The sequence below is a fragment of the Pandoraea iniqua genome (assembly GCF_902459685.1).
GTDB classification, from domain to species: Bacteria; Pseudomonadota; Gammaproteobacteria; order Burkholderiales; family Burkholderiaceae; genus Pandoraea; species Pandoraea iniqua.
Window position 1 is genome coordinate 871,835 of sequence record NZ_CABPSF010000001.1, and the last position, 15,454, is coordinate 887,288.

Consider the following 15,454-nt stretch of genomic DNA (forward strand, 5'->3'; position numbering starts at 1 on the left):
CTGTCTCTGGCGACGCGCAGCTTGACTGCCTGTTATGTTTGAACGTCAGTTGAATCTATCACGCCAATAACGCGATAACGCGATCACTCTATAACGCGCGATCAGGCAACGTGGTGTACCCAGCCCAACGGATCGGCCACTTTGCCACGCTGAATGCCCGTAAGTTCGTCGCGAATGCGCTTGGTCACCGGGCCTTCGCCACCGTCACCGATGTTGAACTCGCCCTTGGCATGCTTGATCTGGCCAATGGCCGTCACCACCGCTGCCGTGCCGCACGCGAAGGTTTCCTTCACGCGGCCGCTGGCGGCGTCGGCCTGCCATTGCGAGAACTCGTACGGCGTTTCGTTGACGGTCATGCCGTTGCGGCGCGCCAGTTCGATGATCGAGGCGCGCGTAATGCCCGGCAGAATCGTGCCTGAGAGCGGCGGCGTTTGCAGCGAGCCGTCGTCCATCACGAAGAACACGTTCATGCCGCCCAACTCTTCGATCCAGCGATGCTGTGCCGCGTCGAGGAACACGACCTGATCGCAACCCTTGCCGCTGGCTTCGGTCTGGGCAATCAGGCTGGCGGCGTAGTTGCCGCCGCACTTGGCTGCACCGGTGCCGCCCGGGGCCGCACGCGTGTACTGGTCGGACACCCACACGGTCACGGCCGACTTGCCGGGCTTGAAGTACGGGCCGACCGGGCAGGCGATCACGCAGAAGATGTACTCATGCGATGCGCGCACGCCAAGGAAGCTTTCCGAGGCGAACATGAACGGGCGGATATACAGGCTGCTGCCTTCGGTGCCCGGGATCCATGCGCGGTCGATGTCGACCAGCTTTTCCACGGCTTCCAGGAACACGGCTTCCGGCAGATCGGCCATCGACATGCGCTGGGCCGAATCGCGGAAACGCTTGGCGTTTGCCTGCGGGCGGAACAGCGAAATCTTGCCGTCTTCGCCACGGTAGGCCTTCATGCCTTCGAAGATTTCCTGCGCGTAGTGCAGCACGGCGCAAGCCGGATCGATCTCGAACGGACGGCGCGCTTCGACCTTGGCGTCATGCCAGCCCGTGCCTTCGGTCCAGCGGATCGTGACCATGTGATCGGTAAATACACGGCCGAACACCGGGTTGGCCAGCTTGGCGGCGATCTGGTCGGCGGGGGTGGGGTTGGCGTGCGGCTCCACGACAAAACGCAGTTGGTTGTCAGCGCTCATGTTTCTTCAGTGTCTCGGCAGAGTTGGCTTGGTCGTCTATGCCGTTAACGTAAACGGCAAGGTGGCGATATTTTCCTCCTTTCGGGGCCTGCCTGTCGACTGAATTCACCGTCCGACGCGTCTCGGCGGGCTTCTCGCCAGTCAGACGCTGGAAATTGTCGCAATTTGGTGGTTATTCGCAAGAAAATCGCGAAATTTAGCGGATCGTTGCCGAAGGGCCGTCTAACATGAGACGGTAACGACGTACGGTAACAGTGTGTAAAAAAACGTTTCGGTCAGGAGCCGGACGACGCTCGACATTTAACATCAGGAGCGGATCATGCCTGATGTGAGCAATGGGAGAGAAGACACATGCAATCGTCAACGATTCGGATGTTGCGCGCCTATCTGCTCGTGGCTTCGCTGGGAGCCACTTGCATCGACGCCTGCGTGGTGATTGCTATGCTGGTGTTCGACGTGCCGCAAACTATCTTTGGCACCACTGACTTCCGCCTGTCGATGGCCGGCTCGCTCGTGCTGCTGATTCTCGCCGCCCGCTCGCTCGCCGGTGTGGCGTTTCAAGCGGCACTCAACAGCCGTCACGCCACGCAGGACGACGGGCAAGGCGGCAACGCCAGAGTCGCCGTTCGCGACGACTGCCCGCACCGCCTGCTCGTGCTGTTCCACATCAGCATCCATCGCCAGCGCCTGTCGATGGACGCGGCCTGAGCGATGATCGCCGGCCGCTGAGCGCTGACGTGAATCAGGCCGCCTTGTCGGCCACGTACCCTTCATCGCCCGGACGCGGCGGACGCGACATGGCAATCCATTCCTGCACGGCCGGCCGGGCGAACTGACGGCGGGCGTACTCGGCCAGCCCGCTCGGCACCACATCGTCGTTGTAGACCAGCCGGTTGAGCATCAACGCCAGATCCACGTCGGCAATACACCACTTATCGAACAGCGACATCCGGCCGCCGGGCAGCAGGCTTTGCGCAATGCCGATGAGCTTGCTCGCGGCCGCATAGCCAGCGTCTGAGAGCGGTTGGTCCGTCGGGCCGTAATAGATGCACTCCGTCGAGCGCTCCTGACGCAACACCGCCAGATCGCTGCGCAACCACGCTTGCACCTGACGTGCCCGGGCGAGTTCGCGCACGTCCGCCGGATATACGGGAACGGCGGGCGAGATCGTTTCCAGATACTCGGTGATGGCCGACGATTCCGACAGCGTGAAGTCGCCGTGGACCAGCGTGGGCACGCGTCGCGTGATCGACAGGTCGGCATAGCCGCTTTCGTGATTGGCCCCGAGCGCGAGATCGACGGTGCGCAGCTCGAACGGCAGACCTTTTTCGCGCAGCGTGACGAACACCGACAACGCGTAAGGGCTGCTGAACTGTGCGTCGGCGTACAGGATGAATGGGGTGATCGGGGCGGCTGACACGGTGAACTCCTGACGGAAGCTGACGGAAGCTGATGGAAGATCTGCGAGGCAAACATTGCCTGCAAGCGCCTATGTTGCCGTACTGACGGGGTGATAAGCTACTTCACTATTCGATAGCAGGCTGTGAGCCAGATTCACACCTAAGAACGCCCCTCCACCATGAACGCACCGCTTCGCGCCCGTCCGCCGTTGGCCAATCTCGAAACCGTCTGCCTCGTCGCGCGGCACGGCTCGTTCAGCGCAGCCGCCGACGCCAGCGGCCTCACGCACGGCGCGATCAGCCGGCGAGTGAGCGCGGTTGAAAACTGGCTTGGCTGCCTGCTCTTCGAGCGGCATGCGCGCGGGGTGAGCCTGACGTGCGACGGTCAGAGATTTCTCGGCCGCGTCGAACATGCCTTCGACGTGATCGATGCCGCGGCCGATCAATGGCATCAGTCGCGCAAGGCCCCTGCGGTGCGGTTGAGCGTCGTGCCGTCGTTCGCCAAGCTCTGGCTGCTCGACCGTCTCGGTTCGCTCGAAACGGGCAAACCGTTTATCGACATTCAGGTAACCACCGAGCATCGCAACGCCGATGTGGGGGCGGGCGAAGTGGACGTCGCGATTCGCTACGGGCGCGGCGCATGGGCCAACGTCGATTGGGAGCCGTTGCTGCCCGAGACGCTTTACCCGTTGGCGTCGCCCGAGATTGCGGCGCGCCTCAAGGGCTCGAGTGCGGCTGACCTGCTGGCATTTCCGTTACTGCACGACTCGGACCTCACGGGCTGGCGTGCGTGGTGCGGGGCGCAGGGCGTCACGTTGCGCCCGCGTGCGCGCGACCGGCGCTTTGAGGACTACACCGTGGTGCTCGCCGCGGCCGAGGCCGGGCTCGGGATTGCCTTGGCGCGCACGCCGCTCGCCGACGCGTGGCTCACGCGCAGCCGACTTGTGCGGGTATCCGACGTGGAAGTCGAATGTCCGCTGCGCTATAACATCGTGACCTCCAAGCGCGAAAAACGCCCCGAAGTGCTCGAAGTGATCGCGCGCCTGCGCGCCGCCGTCACGGCGAGCGGGTACTGAGACAACTGGGCAACGCGCACGCAAATACCACGAACGCGCCGCGACGCTGGCGGGGGTTTCCCGCAGTGCGCACAACGCGTCAGGTTGCCTACAATGCGTCGCGTCACCGTTCTGGCATGGATGCACGGCAGGGGATGAACCTACGCTCGCTCGATCTGAATCTGCTGCTCGTCTTCGAGTCGCTGCTCCGCACGCGCAGCACGACCGTAGCGGCCGAGGAGCTCAACCTCACGCAATCGGCCGTGAGCAATGCGCTCAAACGTCTGCGGTTGGCGTTCGGCGATCCGCTGTTCGTGAAAACACCGCAGGGCATGCTGCCCACCGACCTTGCGCGACAACTCGCCCAGCCGGTGACCGATGGCCTGAGCCTGATTCGCGGCGCCGTCGAAGCGCCGCAAGACTTCGTGCCCGCGAATGCGCAGCGCACGTTCCGTCTCTACCTGAGCGACATCGGCCAACTGATCTTCATCCCGAAGTTGATGGCCACGCTGGCCAAAGAGGCGCCGGGTGTGCGCATCGTTACCGTCGACACCACACCGCGTGAAGCGCAGAACGCGATGGCGATGGGGGATATCGATCTTGCCCTCGGCCTGTTCACCCGCTTCTCGTCGGGCTTTCACCAGCAGCGTCTTTTTCGCGAACACTACGTCGCCCTCGTGCGCGATGGGCATCCGGCCGTGCAGGAAAGCCTCAGTGCCGAAGCGTTTTTCAGCGCCGCACATGCCGTCTATCGCCCGACCGCAGGCAATCACGATGTGTTCGAAACGGCTGTCGAGCAGTGGTTTGCGCAGGCAGGCAGACAGCGTCACGTGGCACTTCGCATGGCGCATTCGATGGGCCTCTCGGCGCTGATCGCGGCGAGCGATCTCGTGGTGTGCGTGCCGACCCGGCTCGGACGTGCCCTCAAAGCCGCCGCCGAACTGCGCACCTGTGCGCTGCCGTTCGAGAGCCCGGTGTTCGACATCTCGCAACTCTGGCACGAACGCTTTCACACCGATGCCGGCCATCGCTGGCTGCGCAGCACGATGTTCCGCCTCTTCCACGGCGAAGACTGACCACCACCCGGTCCGGCACTTTCGCGCAATGCTGCACCCCTGATTCACGCCGTAAATACCCCGCATTTACGCAATTCGTTGGCGTCATGCGGCGGCGCTCCTTATCGTGTTCATCACCAACCGGGCACTCGCCCGCAATACGAACAACACGAACAATATCCGCAGGAGACAGGCGGTGATCAATCTGCACGACATTCGTTACGTGCGGCTGGGCACACGCGACCTCGAAGGTGCCACGCGCTACGCACGCACCATTCTCGGGTTGCAGGAAGTGCGCCGCGAGGCCGGCTACGTGTACCTTCGCAGCGACAGCCGCGACCATTCCGTCTGCTATTTCGAAGGCGATCCCGCGGACCACACCGTGGCGTTCGACGTCGCCAGCGACGCGCACTTCGACGCCGCTGCGGCCCAGCTCGAAACGATGCATATCGAGTTTCGCCGTGGCACCCGCGATGAAGCCGACATGCGCCGCGTGGCCGACTTCCTCACGTTTCGCGACCCGACGGGCAACCAGATTGAACTGGTGCTGCGCGCCGCGCAAACCGGACGCGGCTATCACGGCGAGCGCGACGCCGGTATCGACTCGTTCAGCCACGTGGGGCTCTGCACCACCGACGCGCGCCGCGACGAAGCGTTCTGGACGAGCGTGTGCAACGCGCGGGTGTCCGATCGCATTGGCGACGCGCCGTTGCTGCGCATCGACGACGTGCATCACAAGATCGCGCTGTTCCCGGCCAAACGTGCGGGCATTCAGCACGTGAATTTTCAGGTGAACGGCATCGACGACCTGATGCGCTCGTGGTACTTCCTGCGCGAGCAGGGCGTGCCGATTCGCTTCGGCCCGGGGCGTCACCCGACATCGCACGCCATGTTCCTGTACTTCGCAGGGCCGGACGGCATGGTCTACGAATACTCCACCGGCGTGCGCAAGATCGCGCCCGAAGACGAAGCCACGTACGTGCCGCGCCAGTTCCCGTTCGATCCGACCGGGTTCTGCATGTGGGGCGCGAAGCCCGAGATTCCCGAGTTTTCGGCCTGATTGCCGTAGGTGGCGAGTCCGGGCATGGCCCGGGCTGCCGCTTACCTACCTGTGGCGGCGACGCCCGGTTTCCCCATGACACAGAACACACACGCTGCGCCCTCGCTGGCGCCCTCCGCGACGCGCGCAGACGTCTCCGAAGCCGACCGCGCCGTGCGCGTGGCCGCCCGCACGTTGGCGCGCGCAGGACTGGCACACGCCTACGGACATTGCAGTGTGCGTCTGGACGACGAGCACTTTCTCGTGTGCGCCGCCCGCCCGATGGGACTCATCGGTGTGGGCGAAGCGGGCACGGTCGTGCCTATCAACGGCCCGCTGCCTGACGGTGTCCTTGGCGAAGTGCGTCTGCACCAGCAGATCTACCGCCGCCGTCCCGGCATCGGTGCCGTGGCGCGCACGATGCCGCCGAAGACGATGTCGCTCTCGACGCTGCGTCGCACCCCGCGCGCGCTACATGGCCCGGGCACTTACTTCGCGCCGGGCGTGCCGCTGTGGGACGACCCGCAACTGATTCGCTCCGACGCGCAGGCGCAGGCCGTCATCGACACGATGGGCGAGAACGCGGCCGTGGTGATGCGTGGCAATGGGGTGGTAGTGGCTGCCGACACGCTCGAAGCGATGGTGGCCCTCACTTGGTATCTCGAAGACGCCGCGCGCGTCGATCTCGACGTGCTCGCGCTCGAAGCCACTTTGCCTGCGGCCGTGCTCGACGCTGCGCAATGCGAAGCGCGCGCCACCCGCTCGGGCCGAATCATCGAGCGTATGTGGGAATACCTGTCGGTCGGCGATCCCGAGCTGCGCGACAGCGCCTCCGATAGCCTCCGATAACACGACGACACCCATCCGATAAGTCATGCACCCGAGCACAACTGGAACACCCCGAATTACCTGAATCGCCCCCCCACCGGCATCGGCCTTCCAAGAGCGTTTTCGACAGACGCCATGGCCGGTGACGTTAGCCCACGGCACTCGCCGTACAGGAGACAGACATGGAAATAACCGCTTTGATGAATCGACGGGGCATCACGCCATTTCAATGGCGCGTGATTGCCCTGTGCTTTCTGATCGTGACGCTCGACGGCTTCGACACCGCCGCCATCGGCTATCTCGCACCCGCCATCCGCAGCGAATGGGCGATGGCAACGACCAGCCTCGGCACGGTCTTCGGGGCCGGGCTTGGCGGCCTGATGCTCGGCTGCTTCATCTTCGGCCCGCTCGCCGACCGCATCGGCCGCAAGCGCGTGCTGATCGTCTCGGTAGTGATGTTCTCGCTGGGCAGCATCGCGTCGGCGTTTGTCCATAGCCCGACCGAACTCGCGATCATGCGCTTCATCACCGGCATCGGCCTTGGCGGCGCCATGCCCAACGCGATCACGCTCAGCTCGGAGTACTGCGCTGAGCGCATTCGCTCGCTGCTGGTCACGGCCACGTTTTGCGGCTTCACGCTGGGCTTCGCCATCGGCGGCGAAATCGTCGCGCAGACGTTGCCGCACATCGGCTGGCGCGGCGTATTGATCGCGGGCGGCGTGGTGCCGCTGGCCGTCGTGCCGGTGCTCATGCGCTGGTTGCCCGAATCGATGCGCTACCTCGCCGCAAGAGGGGATCGTGGCGAGCAGTTGCTGGCGATCGCGAGAAAGATCGATCCGCTGGTCTCGCGCATCGACCCCGAGGCCACCCCGGCAGGCGCGGCCACGTCGGCGGTGGGCGGGCTTTTCACGCCCCGGTATGTGATCGGCACGCTGCTGCTGTGGGCCACGTACTTCTGCACGCTGTGCGCGTTTTATCTGCTCACGAGCTGGCTGCCGCTGGTCGTTAAGGACTCGGGTTACACGCTGGCAGAAGCGGCTCGCATCGGCGCCATGCTGCCGCTCGGTGGCACCGTGGGCGCCGTGATGATCGGCTTCGCGATGGACCGCACGAGCCCGTACCGCGTCCTCGCGGCGTCGTATGTGATGGCCGGCATTGCCCTGTGCATTCTCGGCACGGTGACCCACCAATCCGGCTGGCTGATGGCAGTCGTCTTTCTCGCGGGCTTCGGTATCGCTGGGTCGCAGACGGGTGCTAACGCACTCACGGCGGCTTACTACCCGACGGCCTCGCGGGCCACCGGCGTGGCATGGGCGCTGGGCGTCGGCCGGCTGGGCTCGATTCTCGGTTCCAGTCTCGGCGGAGTGCTGATCGCGACGGCATCGAGCACGGCACAGGCGTTCCAGATCGTCGCCATTCCGGCCTTCATCGCGGCGGCGCTCATGCTCGTGATGCGTCGACGTGTCGGCCGTGACGGCGCCGTGAGCCCCAGCACCGCGAAGCCGGCGGCACGCGCCGTCTGATCGGTCGCTGGCGTCGCCGTCAGCACTGCGCCGGCGACGTTTTCCCCCGTTGATTGCTGTACCCGCCACGCGAGCGTCCCCCGACGCGTGCGTGGCGGTTCGCTTGTTACCGGCCGACACAGGCCGGACCACCACAACGCTTCACAGGAGACAACACCGTGACCCACAAGGTACTGCCCGCGCTTGCGCTGGCCGCCGGCATCGCGTTGGCGCAAACCCCGGCGATGGCGCAGAGCGTCACGCTCTTCGGCATTCTCGATACCGGCGTCGAATACATTTCTCACGCGGGCACCAACAACAGCTCGCTCGTTCGCATGCCCGCCAATACGGGCTCGCTGCCGTCGCGCTGGGGCATGCGTGGCGACGAGGATCTTGGCGGCGGCTTGCATGCCTTGTTCATGCTGGAGAACGGCTTCAACGTGCGTGGCGGCGACTTGAATCAGGGCGGTCGATTGTTCGGCCGTCAGGCGTGGGTCGGCTTGTCGAACCAATACGGCACGCTGTCGATCGGGCGTCAGTATTCGATGACGTTCTGGGTCATGGCCGACGCCGACATTCTCGGGCCGGACCTGTACGGCAGCGGCTCGCTCGACAGCTACATCCCGAATGCGCGCAGCGACAACACCGTGGCCTACAAGGGCGTGTTTCAGGGGCTGACGGTGGGTGCGACTTACTCGTTCGGACGCGACAGTGGCGGCACCGGCAACTCACCGGGGCAGGGCACGTGCGCGGGGCAGGTGCCGGGGCAGATGACAAGCTGCCGGCAGGTGTCGACGATGCTCAAGTACGACACGGCGTGGTTCGGTGTGGCGGGCGCATGGGACGAGCAGCGCGGCGGCACTGGCGCGGCCGCGAGCTTCTTCAACGGTGCGGCGGCAGTGCCGCTCACGAGTTCGGCCGACAAGGACACGCGTTGGCAGTTGAACGGGTATGTGAAGGGCGGTAACTGGAAGGCCGGCGCAGGCTGGCTGGGCCGCCGCGTGCAGACCGCGTCGGCGGCCGTGGCCGACGTCAATTCCGATATGTTCTACGTGGGTGCGCTGTACCAGTTCACGCCGTCATTCGCTGTCGATGGCGAAGTGTTCCGCATGCTTAATGCGCGGCAGAACACGCGGGCGACGATGGCGACACTGCGCGGCACGTACTTCTTCTCGAAGCGCACTGCCGTCTATACCCAAGTGGGCTATCTCGCCAACAGCGAGCATGCAGCGTATTCCGTGAGTTCGGGCGGTGCGGGCGGGTCGCCCACGCCGGGCACGAATCAGCTCGGCGTGAACGTGGGCATGCGGCACACGTTCTGATGACGTGTGCCGCATGCCCTGCGGCGCGGGTTACAGCAGACCGGCTTCGGTCAGTTGCGCACGGCGCGGGTCGCCTTGGCGTGCGAGCATCCAGCCCGGATACTCGGCGGGCAGGGCGCTCGCGGCGTCGATGGCGGCCAACTCACGGGCTTCGAGCTTGACGCAGGTAGCCGCGATGTTGTCATCGAGCTGATCGGTACGCTTGGCGCCGATGATGACCGTCGAGACGACCGGCTGATGCAGCAGCCATGCGAGGGCGATCTGCGCGACCGACACGCCCTTTTCCGTCGCGATGCCACGCATCACGTCGATGACGTCGTAGGCGCGCTCCACGTCCACGGGCGGGAAGTCGAAGCTCTGACGGCGGCTACCGGCTTCCGTCTGACCGTCTCGGGTGTACTTGCCCGAGAGCAGGCCGCCCGCGAGCGGGCTCCACACCATGAGGCCGACGTTCTCGCTGCGCAGCATCGGGACGATTTCGCGTTCCAGATCTCGTCCGGCGACCGTGTAGTACGCCTGTAGCGACGCAAAGCTCGCGAGGTTGAGCCGCGCCGAGATGCCGAGCGCCTTGGTGATTTGCCACGCGGCCCAGTTCGACACGCCGATGTAGCGCACGTCGCCCTGACGCACAAGGGTGTCGAGTGCCGAGAGCGTTTCTTCGATGGGCGTGGCCGGGTCGAAGCCGTGCACCTGATACAGATCGATGTGATCGAGGCCAGTGCGTTTCAGGCTGGCCTTGATGCCGTCCATGATGTGGTAACGCGACAGGCCGCGCGAGTTGGTGCCTTGGGCACCGGTCACACCGAAAACCTTGGTGGCGACCACGACGTTATCGCGCGGCACCTTGAGGTTGCGCAGCGCCTGACCGGTGAGAATCTCCGACTGGCCTTCCGAGTAGACGTCGGCCGTGTCGATGAAGTTGATACCGGCGTCGAGTGCGCGGCCCACGAGGGTGTCGACGTCGTTCTGCTGCAATTGTCCGATCTTGCTCCACATCTCGCCCTGACCGCCGAAGGTCATCGTGCCGAGGCACAGTTCCGAGACGAACAGGCCGGTGTTGCCGAGTTTTCTTTGTCGCATTGCATTGCTCCGTTGAAGTCGCCACCCGTTGCTGATTGCCATCGGGGGAGACGGCAGGCACGGGATGGGATGCATTATGCGTCGCGGTGCATCAGGCAAGCAGTACCTGTTCCTGCACATTTCCTGCCTGATTCTGCAATCGCGATCCGAATGCCCCGAAATGGCGCGGAATATGGCTGCGAGATGACAGTCAGGGCAACGTGTGCTGACGGAAATTGCCGGATTCTCCGGATTTCGTGCTCGATCGTGCCGATCTGTGATTGGAGGATCAGGCAAATTCCGCTGGCGGGCGTATGCTGTGCGTCATTGTTGTCTTACACGCCTTGGCTGGTGGAGCCTTTCACATGCATCTGGTCAAAACCCAACCGCCGGTGACGCCCGCGAGCGCGTTTGCCGACGATCCGTCGCATACGGCGCGAAGTGAACTGGTGAGATTGCTGGACCGCGCGACGCACGGGCTCGAAGGGACGACGCCCACGGCGGTCGAAGGCCTTTTTGTGCACCGTATTCTTCACCCGGGCGGGCCGAAGCCGGCGTTGCAATTGCCGGCGTTTGCGGTGATCGCACAAGGCGCAAAGCGCGTGCAGATCGGCGAGGAAAGTTATGCCTACGACCCGATGCACTACATGGTCTCGTCGGTGCACTTGCCGGTGGTGGCGCAAGTCAGCGGGGCAAGCGAGCATGCGCCGTATCTTGGTCTGCGGCTCGATCTCGCGGTCGAGGACGTGACGGCGATGATTGGCGACGAGAATTTGCCGCCGCCCGCGCCTGCGGAAAGTGGACGCGGCATGTACGTGAATCGTCTTGATGCGTTATTGCTCGATGCCGTGTTGCGTTTGCTGCGGCTGCTCGAGACCCCGCGAGACATTCCGATCCTTGCCCCGATGATCAAGCGCGAAATTGTTTATCGTCTGCTGATGAACGGGCAGGGCGTGCTGCTGCGGCAAATGGCGTTGCAGGATAGCCAGATGAACCGCATCGCTCATGCGGTGCGCTGGCTGCGCGAACATTACACGCAGCCGTTACGGGTGGATACGCTGGCGCAGGAAGTGCATATGAGCGTGTCGTCGCTGCATCACCACTTCAAGCTGGTGACGGCGATGAGCCCGTTGCAGTACCAGAAGCAGTTACGGTTGCAGGAAGCGCGCCGGTTGATCTTCGCGGCAGACATTGCGGTGGCCGCCGCGGCGCAGGCGGTCGGGTACGAAAGCGCATCGCAGTTCAGCCGCGAATACGCGCGCGTGTTCGGTGAAGCGCCACTGCGTGACAAGCGTCGATGGCTGCAAGAGGGCGATGCGGGGACGGGGGCACGCTAGCGGGTGTGGGGTCTCATCCGCCCAACTTGGCCAGCATCGACTTCGTCACGCGTTGCGATTGCGATGTCTCGTAATCCGCCCACGGGTCCTGCTTGAGCGATTCGAGGTATTCGACGGCATTGCGGACGTTCCACGCATCGGCGCCCGGCAACGTGTCGAGCGATTCCCAACTGACCGGCATCGACACGGCCATTCCTTCGCGCGCACGCGCCGAGTAGGCGCACACCGTCGTCGCTCCCCGGTAGTTGCGAAGATAGTCGATGAAGCATTTGCCCACGCGATGCTTCGGCCCCATCGTCGCGGTGAATCGGTCCGGGAAAACGCTGGCCATATGCCGGGCGACCGCTTCGGCAAAGCCCTTTGCAACATCCCAGTCGTGGCGCCGCGCCAACGGCGTCACGACATGCAGGCCTTTGCCGCCACTCGTTTTCACGAACGCTGCCAGACCGAGTGCCTCCAACAGCCCGCGAATCAATTGCGCTCCTTCGACGATCTGCGCAAACGCGACGCCTTTGCCCGGATCAAGATCGAAGATCACGCGATCCGGCCGTTCGATCAGATCCGAACGCGCATTCCACGTGTGAAATTCGACGCTCCCCATCTGCACCGCGCCCGCGAGGCCACGCCGGTCGTCGATCTGCATCAGCGGCGCGTGATCGGGATCGAGCGACGGATCGAGCGCACGCACACCTTGTATCGTTTTCGCCGCGTGCTTCTGAAAGAACATCTCGCCGCCAATGCCCTCCGGTGCCCGCAACACGGCAACGGGACGTTCAGCGAGATGGGGCAGCATCCACGGACTGACGGCGTCGTAATACGCCGCGAGCTCGGCTTTGGTGACGCCCGAGTGCGTGTCCATCACTCGCTCGCCGTGAGTGAGCCTGACCGGCGTCGGTCGCGAAGACTTCACGGCCTGCGCGGTGGACTTGCGTTTCGATTGAGTGGCACCAGACATGGGTGATGTCTCCGGAGGCGTATCGGGCGTATCGGGCGTATCGGGCGTATCGGGCGAATCGGACGTATCGGGCATATCAGCGGTGCGTACCTCGCGCCGGATCTGTGTCGCAGGCTTATCGCTGCGCATGGCAAGAAACGATGCCTGACGCACGTGAGCGTCACGCGTCCACTCGGCGAACCGGACCTCCGCGACCAGCGTCGGTCGCAACCAGTGCACCCCGTGGGTGCCCGCGAGTCGGGGCACCGGATCGAGCGGCGCGCGCCGGGTGACCAGCGAGTCAAGGCGCTTGCGCATGCGCAGCAAGTCGGCGGTGTCGAACCCTGTGCCGACTTTTCCCGCATAACGCAGTGTCTTGCCATCGTCGTCGTAATAGCCGAGCAGCAAGGCACCAAAGCCCTGTCGAGATCCCGCCGGATCGGTAAAGCCCAGCACGACAAACTCCTGACGCTGCGAACACTTAAGCTTTCGCCATGCGTCGCTTCGGCCGGTCACGTAAGGGGAATCGTCGCGCTTGACGATGATGCCTTCAAGCCCGGCTTCGCACGCGCCATGCCATAAGTCGGCAAGGGCGCCGTGAACAGGTTCGAGGACGCGGACTTCATCGAGGGGTTTGCCGTCGAACAGCGCGGCCAACGCGCTTTGCCGCGTCTGCAATGTGGCGTCGCGAAGATCCTGCCCGTTGCACCACGGCAAATCGAACACGTAGACGACGATGTCGTCCGTGGTGCCGGCATCGAACGCCCGCTGCAACGCCTGAAAGTCGGGAAGTCCGCGCGCATCGAGTACCACTGCTTCGCCATCGAGCCATGCATTGGGCAACTTGAGCGTTCGCAAGGCGTCGACTGTCGGCTTGAATCGATGACTCCAGTCCTGCCCCGAGCGTGTGAAAACACGAATGTCGCTGCCCGCGATGCGAATCAGTACGCGATAACCGTCGAGCTTGGGTTCGGCGTGCCAGCCGGCCGGGTCCGGGGCGGCGTCGGCCAATGTGGCGAGCATGGGCGACAGGGTGTCGGGGGGGCTTGCGGAAGAGCGCGGCGATTGCGACGATTTGCGTTGCCCTTTTGCCGGTGCGACAGACTTCACCGCAGCGCCGTCTTTCCGATGGATCAACAACCATTGCGGTTGCCGTGCGGGCTTGTCGGTGCGCACGAGCGTCCAGTGGCCGCGCATGCGTGTGCCTTGCAGCGTGAACGACAGTTTTCCTTTCGCGTAATCACGCTTCGCATTGCCCTCGGGAATCCATGTGCCGCTATCCCAGATGTCGACATGCCCGGCGCCGTAATTCCCTTGTGGAATATCGCCTTCGAAACTGGCGTAAGCGAGCGGATGGTCTTCGACTTGTACGGCGAGGCGCGGGCTTTTGACATCCTGACTCGGTTGCTTGGGCAGTGCCCACGATTTCAATGTGCCGTCGAGTTCGAGTCTGAAGTCGTAATGCAGGTGGCTCGCATCGTGGCGCTGAATGACGAATTGCAACGCACGGCCAGTGGATGCTGTGCCGCCGCGTGGTTCCGTCGTGGCGTTGAAATTCCGTTTGGCGTCGTAGGCAGAGAGCGGGTCGCGGCGGGCTTTCGTGGACGCTTTGCGCGACGGCGTCTTGTGCGTCTTCGGCCGGTTTGCTGCTGTGCGTTGAGATGACGAGGCCATCGGCAATATCACTTTGTCTTGGCGCGCGATGCACGGCCCGCCGCCGCTTTCGTCTTTGGCTTCGTTTTCGTTTTCGTCGTGCTGGCTTCCTTACTGGCTTTCTTTTTTGTGGCCGTTTTCGCCGATTTCCCTGCCGCTTTCGCCGCTTTCGCCGCTTTCGCCGTTTTCGCCGTTTTCGCCGGTTTAGGCTCGACGTCCTGCGCCTCGATGGTCACGGCATCGCCCTTGCGCTTCGTCCCCAGACTTTGCTTGAGCAGCGCCATCAGGTCGGTGACGTTGGCGCCGCCGGTGAGCTTCGGCGCGCTGGTTTCGATCTGCGCGACTTCACGTGTCTGACCCGACGCCACCTTACGCTCGATCAGGGCCTTGAGGTCGTCTTGGAACGTATCGTGATAGGCGTCGGGCCGCCACGGCTCCGACATCTCGGCGATGAGCTTCATCGCCATGTCCAGTTCGCGATCGCCGGGGGCGCCAAGCTTGCTCAGCTTGTCTTTCGTGAGACCCACTTCGGCGGGGTCGCGCATCTCGTCTTGCCATCGCAACGTATCGAGCACCAGCGCGTCGCCTGCGGGGGCCAGCACGGCGAGATGCTGGCGTGTGTGCATCACTACGCGCGCGATGCCGAGCTTTCCCGCCTTGATGAGTGCCGCGTGCAACAGGGCGTAGGCCTTCGCACCGCTGCGCTCGGGCACGAGGTAGTAGGGCGTGTCCAGATACATGAACGATACGTCGGTGGCATCCACAAACGCGAGAATGTCGACCGTCTGCGTGGCTGCCGGGTTGGCCGAGCGTATTTCCTCGTCGCTGAGCACGACATAGTTGCCCTTCTCGTACTCGTAGCCGTGCACGATCTGATCGCGCGGGACTTCCTTGCCGTTTTCCTTGTTCACCCGCTTGTAGCCGACGGGCGACATGGTGCGCTTGTCGAGCCAGTCGAGATCGAGCGTATGCGTGGTCGACGCCGGAAACAACGACACCGGCACATTGACCAGTCCGAAACTGATGGCACCTTTCCAGATCGCGCGAGCCATGGATGCTCCTTTGTTCGGT

13 protein-coding genes are annotated in these 15,454 nt (G+C 64.0%); 8 read left to right on the top strand and 5 right to left on the bottom strand.

Annotated elements, in window-relative coordinates; all coding sequences use genetic code 11:
* Window positions 1–101: 101 nt before the first annotated feature.
* Complete coding sequence (locus PIN31009_RS03870) at window positions 102–1,199, bottom strand: branched-chain amino acid aminotransferase (RefSeq protein WP_150789355.1); 1,098 nt, start codon at window positions 1,197–1,199, stop codon at window positions 102–104.
* 351 nt (window positions 1,200–1,550) lie between these two features.
* On the opposite strand from PIN31009_RS03870, the gene PIN31009_RS03875 reads away from it, so the two are divergent.
* Entirely contained in the window at window positions 1,551–1,907 is a 357-nt protein-coding gene (locus PIN31009_RS03875; protein WP_150683066.1) for a hypothetical protein, read from the top strand.
* A 34-nt stretch (window positions 1,908–1,941) separates the two neighbouring features.
* Here the strand turns inward: PIN31009_RS03875 and yfcF are convergent, their stop codons facing one another.
* A complete protein-coding gene (yfcF, locus tag PIN31009_RS03880) occupies window positions 1,942–2,619 on the bottom strand; it encodes a glutathione transferase (protein WP_246185491.1) in 678 nt (225 codons plus the stop codon).
* 159 nt (window positions 2,620–2,778) lie between these two features.
* Between yfcF and PIN31009_RS03885 the strand changes: the two genes are divergently transcribed.
* The 6 genes from PIN31009_RS03885 (at window position 2,779) to PIN31009_RS03910 (ending at window position 9,400) form a co-directional block, all read left to right on the top strand.
* Window positions 2,779–3,675 carry a LysR substrate-binding domain-containing protein gene (locus PIN31009_RS03885; protein ID WP_150789356.1) on the top strand — a complete coding sequence of 299 codons (897 nt, stop codon included), beginning with the start codon at window positions 2,779–2,781 and terminating at the stop codon, window positions 3,673–3,675.
* 134 nt (window positions 3,676–3,809) lie between these two features.
* Window positions 3,810–4,730 (top strand): LysR family transcriptional regulator, encoded by a 921-nt coding sequence (locus tag PIN31009_RS03890; protein WP_058380070.1) that lies wholly within the window; start codon window positions 3,810–3,812, stop codon window positions 4,728–4,730.
* A 175-nt stretch (window positions 4,731–4,905) separates the two neighbouring features.
* Entirely contained in the window at window positions 4,906–5,769 is an 864-nt protein-coding gene (locus tag PIN31009_RS03895) for a VOC family protein (protein ID WP_150789637.1), read from the top strand.
* 75 nt (window positions 5,770–5,844) lie between these two features.
* A complete protein-coding gene (locus tag PIN31009_RS03900; RefSeq protein ID WP_150789357.1) occupies window positions 5,845–6,597 on the top strand; it encodes a class II aldolase/adducin family protein in 753 nt (250 codons plus the stop codon).
* A 161-nt stretch (window positions 6,598–6,758) separates the two neighbouring features.
* Window positions 6,759–8,099 carry an MFS transporter gene (locus PIN31009_RS03905; protein ID WP_150683069.1) on the top strand — a complete coding sequence of 447 codons (1,341 nt, stop codon included), beginning with the start codon at window positions 6,759–6,761 and terminating at the stop codon, window positions 8,097–8,099.
* 158 nt (window positions 8,100–8,257) lie between these two features.
* A complete protein-coding gene (locus tag PIN31009_RS03910) occupies window positions 8,258–9,400 on the top strand; it encodes a porin (RefSeq protein ID WP_425495456.1) in 1,143 nt (380 codons plus the stop codon).
* A gap of 30 nt (window positions 9,401–9,430) precedes the next feature.
* On the opposite strand, the gene PIN31009_RS03915 is transcribed toward PIN31009_RS03910, so the two are convergent.
* Complete coding sequence (locus PIN31009_RS03915) at window positions 9,431–10,480, bottom strand: aldo/keto reductase (protein WP_150789358.1); 1,050 nt, start codon at window positions 10,478–10,480, stop codon at window positions 9,431–9,433.
* Window positions 10,481–10,824: 344 nt separating this feature from the next.
* Here PIN31009_RS03915 and PIN31009_RS03920 point away from each other — a divergent pair, with 344 nt between their 5' ends.
* Window positions 10,825–11,796, top strand: a complete 972-nt coding sequence (locus PIN31009_RS03920) for an AraC family transcriptional regulator (RefSeq protein WP_150789359.1) — start codon at window positions 10,825–10,827, stop codon at window positions 11,794–11,796.
* Window positions 11,797–11,809: 13 nt separating this feature from the next.
* Here the strand turns inward: PIN31009_RS03920 and ligD are convergent, their stop codons facing one another.
* Window positions 11,810–14,404, bottom strand: coding sequence for a DNA ligase D (gene ligD, locus PIN31009_RS03925; RefSeq protein ID WP_150789360.1), 2,595 nt, complete (start codon window positions 14,402–14,404; stop codon window positions 11,810–11,812).
* 8 nt (window positions 14,405–14,412) lie between these two features.
* A complete protein-coding gene (gene ku, locus PIN31009_RS03930; RefSeq protein WP_150789361.1) occupies window positions 14,413–15,435 on the bottom strand; it encodes a non-homologous end joining protein Ku in 1,023 nt (340 codons plus the stop codon).
* Window positions 15,436–15,454: the final 19 nt, after the last annotated feature.

Coding starts and splice junctions, on each gene's coding strand:
- PIN31009_RS03915 (WP_150789358.1), bottom strand. CDS start 10,480: ATGCGACAAAGAAAACTCGGCAACACCGGCCTGTTCGTCTCGGAACTG.
- ligD (WP_150789360.1), bottom strand. CDS start 14,404: ATGGCCTCGTCATCTCAACGCACAGCAGCAAACCGGCCGAAGACGCAC.
- ku (WP_150789361.1), bottom strand. CDS start 15,435: ATGGCTCGCGCGATCTGGAAAGGTGCCATCAGTTTCGGACTGGTCAAT.
- PIN31009_RS03900 (WP_150789357.1), top strand. CDS start 5,845: ATGACACAGAACACACACGCTGCGCCCTCGCTGGCGCCCTCCGCGACG.
- PIN31009_RS03875 (WP_150683066.1), top strand. CDS start 1,551: ATGCAATCGTCAACGATTCGGATGTTGCGCGCCTATCTGCTCGTGGCT.
- PIN31009_RS03890 (WP_058380070.1), top strand. CDS start 3,810: ATGAACCTACGCTCGCTCGATCTGAATCTGCTGCTCGTCTTCGAGTCG.
- PIN31009_RS03905 (WP_150683069.1), top strand. CDS start 6,759: ATGGAAATAACCGCTTTGATGAATCGACGGGGCATCACGCCATTTCAA.
- PIN31009_RS03885 (WP_150789356.1), top strand. CDS start 2,779: ATGAACGCACCGCTTCGCGCCCGTCCGCCGTTGGCCAATCTCGAAACC.
- PIN31009_RS03920 (WP_150789359.1), top strand. CDS start 10,825: ATGCATCTGGTCAAAACCCAACCGCCGGTGACGCCCGCGAGCGCGTTT.
- PIN31009_RS03870 (WP_150789355.1), bottom strand. CDS start 1,199: ATGAGCGCTGACAACCAACTGCGTTTTGTCGTGGAGCCGCACGCCAAC.